Origin of the sequence: Enterobacter sp. BIDMC 26 (genome assembly GCF_000534435.1) — a bacterium.
GTDB lineage: Bacteria > Pseudomonadota > Gammaproteobacteria > Enterobacterales > Enterobacteriaceae > Enterobacter > Enterobacter ludwigii.
On the sequence record NZ_KI973182.1, the window covers coordinates 4,530,184 to 4,533,524 of the forward strand.

Sequence of the window (3,341 nt, forward strand, 5' to 3'; positions counted from 1 at the left end):
GCAGCGCCGACCCGCGCCTGCACGCGGCCGGACTGGCGAACTTCACGTACCGTCACGCCCTCTCCGGCGCCGTCCTGCGCACGCAGGGCGTGGATAACGGCACCACCGTGACGCTGAACGACGCCACCGGCCGGCCCCTTATCGCGGTCAGCAACATCCGCATTACCCGTGATGGTACGGAGGACATAAGCCGGGCCGTGACCCGCACCTGGCAGTACGAGGACGCGTCGCTGCCCGGGCGCCCGGTGAGCATCACGGAGCAGGCGGCCGGTGAACCCGCCCGCGTCACGGAGCGCTTCGTGTACGCCGGCAGTACGCAGGCGGAGCAGGGCCTGAACCTGGCCGGCGTGTGCGTCAGCCACCACGACACGGCCGGCCTGACGCAGACTGACAGTGTGGCTCTGACCGGGGTACCGCTGTCGGTGACCCGCCGCCTGCTGAAGGAGGCGGACAGCCCGGACGCCGTGGCTGACTGGCAGGGGACAGAGGTATCCGCCTGGAACGGCCTGCTGGCTGACGAGGCATACACCACCCTGACCACCGCGGACGCCGCCGGGGCGGTACTGGCCACCACCGATGCGAAGGGGAACCGCCAGCGCGTGGCGTATGACGTGGCGGGCCGGGTGTCGGGCAGCTGGCTGACGGTGAAGGGCGGCACGGAGCGGGTTATCGTTAGCTCCCTGGCGTACTCGGCCGCCGGGCAGAAGCTGCGCGAAGTGCACGGCAACGGCGTGGTGACCACGTATACCTACGAGCCGCAGACGCAGCGGCTGACCGGGATTAAAACGGAACGCCCCGCCGGACATGCTGCGGGTACGAAGGTGCTGCAGGACCTGCGCTATGAATATGACCCGGTGGGTAATGTTCTTGGCATCAGAAACGATGCGGAAGAGACCCGCTTCTGGCGCAACCAGAAAGTGGTGCCGGAGAGCACGTATACCTACGACAGCCTGTACCGGCTGGTGAGTGCCACCGGGCGCGAGATGGCGAACGCCGGTCAGGGCAGTCACCTGCCGTCAGCCACGGTTCCCCTTCCGGCAGACAGCTCCGCGTACACGAACTACACCCGTACCTACGCCTACGACGCGGGAGACAACCTGACGCAGATTCGTCACAGCGCCCCTGCGACAAACAACACCTACACCACGAAAATCACCATAAGCAACCGGAGCAACCGGGGCGTGCTGAGCACCCTGACGGAAAGCCCCGCAGAGGTGGACGGCCTGTTCACGGCGGGCGGACAGCAGACGCAGCTGCAGCCGGGGCAGGCGCTGGTCTGGACCGCGCGTAACGAGCTGCTGAAAGTGACGCCGGTGGTGCGTGACGGCGACACCGCAGACTGTGAAAGCTATCGGTATGATGCGGGCAGCCAGCGCGTGCTGAAGGTCAGCGTGCAGAAGACGAACAGCAGCACGCAGACGCAGCGGGTGGTGTACCTGCCGGGACTGGAGCTGCGGACCACAACGGCAGGCGGCGCGGAAACGGAAAGCCTGCAGGTGATGACGGCGGGCGAGGCGGGACGTGCGCAGGTGCGGGTGCTGCACTGGACGTCGGGCAGGCCGGACGGCATCAGCAACAACCAGGTGCGTTACAGCCACGATAACCTGACGGGAAGCAGCGGGCTGGAGCTGGACGGCGACGGGAATATTATCAGCACGGAGGAGTACTACCCGTTCGGCGGCACCGCCATCCTGACGGCGCGCAGTCAGCTGGAAGCGGACTACAAAACGGTGCGCTACTCGGGCAAGGAGCGCGACGCGACGGGGCTGTACTACTACGGATACCGGTACTACCAGCCGTGGTCGGGGCGGTGGCTCTCCGCAGACCCGGCGGGGACGGTGGACGGCCTGAACCTGTTCCGGATGTGCCGCAATAATCCCCTGACTTATACGGATCCGGATGGTTTAAATCCTAAGAATCGTAAACCCAAAAGAAACAATTTTGGTCTGTTTACTCAAACCGTCACTATGACCGAGGACATGCAAAGATATACGCAACACCCCCTCCCTTCTTTCAGGCAAAACGATACCAGCAGGCGAATTGTGAAACTGGAAATAAATAATACCCTGGCCCTGGTCCACGGTATCAAAGCACAATTTAGTGTTACAGCATTAAAGGAGGGTTTTTTACGCAGTGCATATTCAAGAAATGGTCCGGAAGGTCATTATGCAAGGGATGCAGATCGTAACGGAGGTGGAGCTTTGGCGGTGTATACTAGGGCTGTTGGTCATGCAGGTGCTGGACAGTGGAAGGCGCTTGGTAATGGTGTGGGGTCAGGTGTTAACACTGTTCAGTTTGTATTTAAGCCTGATTTTTTGCTAAATCCTGAACATGTATGGAGAGCAAGCGGAACGGATAATATGGGAATAGTTCCAGGGAGTACCCGACGCCAGAAAATTAATGCATTTGAGAGATGGGAGCAGCAAACAGAGTCTGAGCGAAATAGGGTTTTTATGGATTCAGTTAACGGGAGTTCTGCTATTAATAATGAACAACTACACTGGGAAATGCTGTCACTGGAAAGTCTCAGGGTTATTATTGTTCCTGACTCTCTGCCTGTTCCTCCCGATTTGATTGAAGCTGCCAGCTTCCGACAAATCCCCCTTATTAGAGCAACTCCAAAAGATACTCTCAGGACGGTACTCTTTTCGCAGGGATTAATAGATCAAAAGGGAAATTGGATAGAACCGGACAGGCAGATGGCAGGCATGCTTAAATAATTATCCTTATCAATTAAATAGAACGCCTGGCTACTGAGTTTTCCAGAAACAGGCCGTTTTCGGTGTTTAATTCATACCCTGCCTCAGGATAATTCACGCCGGAAGCCGGCCCCGGCGGGTTGACATGCCGGCGGGACGGGCAATGATAACCGGGCCTCACGGGTATGTCCCGGTGAGCGCTGACCCTTTCCTGCCGGTATCCCGCCCGGGCACCGTTTCTCTCCCCGGACGCACCGGCCCAAACCCGCCTGATGAACCCGCATCAGCCCCTGTTTACGGAGTCAGACCATGAGCACATTCGCCCTGAGCGGCGTCTTCCGCCACACCCCGACCCTGACGGTGACCGACAGCCGCGGCCTCGCCGTGCGCACCGTCGCCTTCCTCCGCCATCCGGATACCCCGGACGTCTGTGACCTGCGCGTCACCCGCCATCACCATGACCCCCGCGGCTTCCTCACCCGCAGCGCCGACCCGCGCCTGCACGCGGCCGGACTGGCGAACTTCACGTACCGTCACGCCCTCTCCGGCGCCGTCCTGCGCACGCAGGGCGTGGATAACGGCACCACCGTGACGCTGAACGACGCCACCGGCCGGCCCCTTATCGCGGTCAGCAACATCCGC

1 protein-coding gene and 1 pseudogene are annotated in these 3,341 nt (G+C 61.0%); one reads left to right on the plus strand and one right to left on the minus strand.

Annotation, left to right across the window (positions count from 1 at the left end):
- Window positions 1-1,910 (plus strand): annotated as a pseudogene (locus L462_RS0123870) (RHS repeat-associated core domain-containing protein); the annotation flags it as partial.
- 1,083 nt (window positions 1,911-2,993) lie between these two features.
- Here L462_RS0123870 and L462_RS25240 read toward each other — a convergent pair.
- Window positions 2,994-3,341, minus strand: a 348-nt coding sequence (locus tag L462_RS25240) for a hypothetical protein (protein ID WP_181006736.1), incomplete at its 5' end; no start/stop codon positions are given.